This window comes from Neisseria sp. P0021.S006, assembly GCF_051956895.1.
This window is the reverse complement of record NZ_JBQCWZ010001048.1, coordinates 1-517: the sequence shown is the minus strand read 5'-3', so window position 1 is coordinate 517 and position 517 is coordinate 1. Positions and strand designations below refer to the sequence as shown.

The window sequence follows — 517 nt, the reverse complement described above, 5'->3', positions numbered from 1 at the left end:
CCAGCGAAACGCGCCGCCACAAACTTAGCGTCAACGACGAGATCAACAACGGTGTATCCATCTTCCCGATGAGCTTCTTTGAAGCCCTGCCTAAACTCTACCGCACAATGGAACGCGATTTTCAGACGGCCTATCCCGGCGTCCGCGTTCCGAATATCCTTAAAATCGGCGGCTGGATCGGCGGCGACCGCGACGGCAACCCGTTCGTTTCTGCCGAAACCTTGCGTTTTGCGTTCAGACGGCATGCCGACGCCGTATTCCGTTTCTATCGCGGCGAACTCGACAAACTCTACCGCGAATTGCCGCTCTCCATCCGCCGCGTCAAAGTCAATGACGATGTGATGGCACTTTCCGCCCAGTCTCCCGATGAAGAAATCGCCCGCGCCGAAGAACCCTACCGCCGCGCCATCGCCTACATCATGGCACGCGCTATGGGCAAGGCACGTTCACTCGGTTTGGGCATGGGCTGCAAATTCGGCTTCCTCGAGCCTTATGCCACGGTTGAAGAGTTCCTCAA

1 protein-coding gene is annotated in these 517 nt (G+C 57.4%); it reads left to right on the top strand.

The genetic code is table 11. The annotated features are described in order from the left end of the window. A partial coding sequence (locus ACTHUM_RS18650; protein WP_440403774.1) for a phosphoenolpyruvate carboxylase occupies window positions 1-517 on the top strand: 517 nt, incomplete at both ends.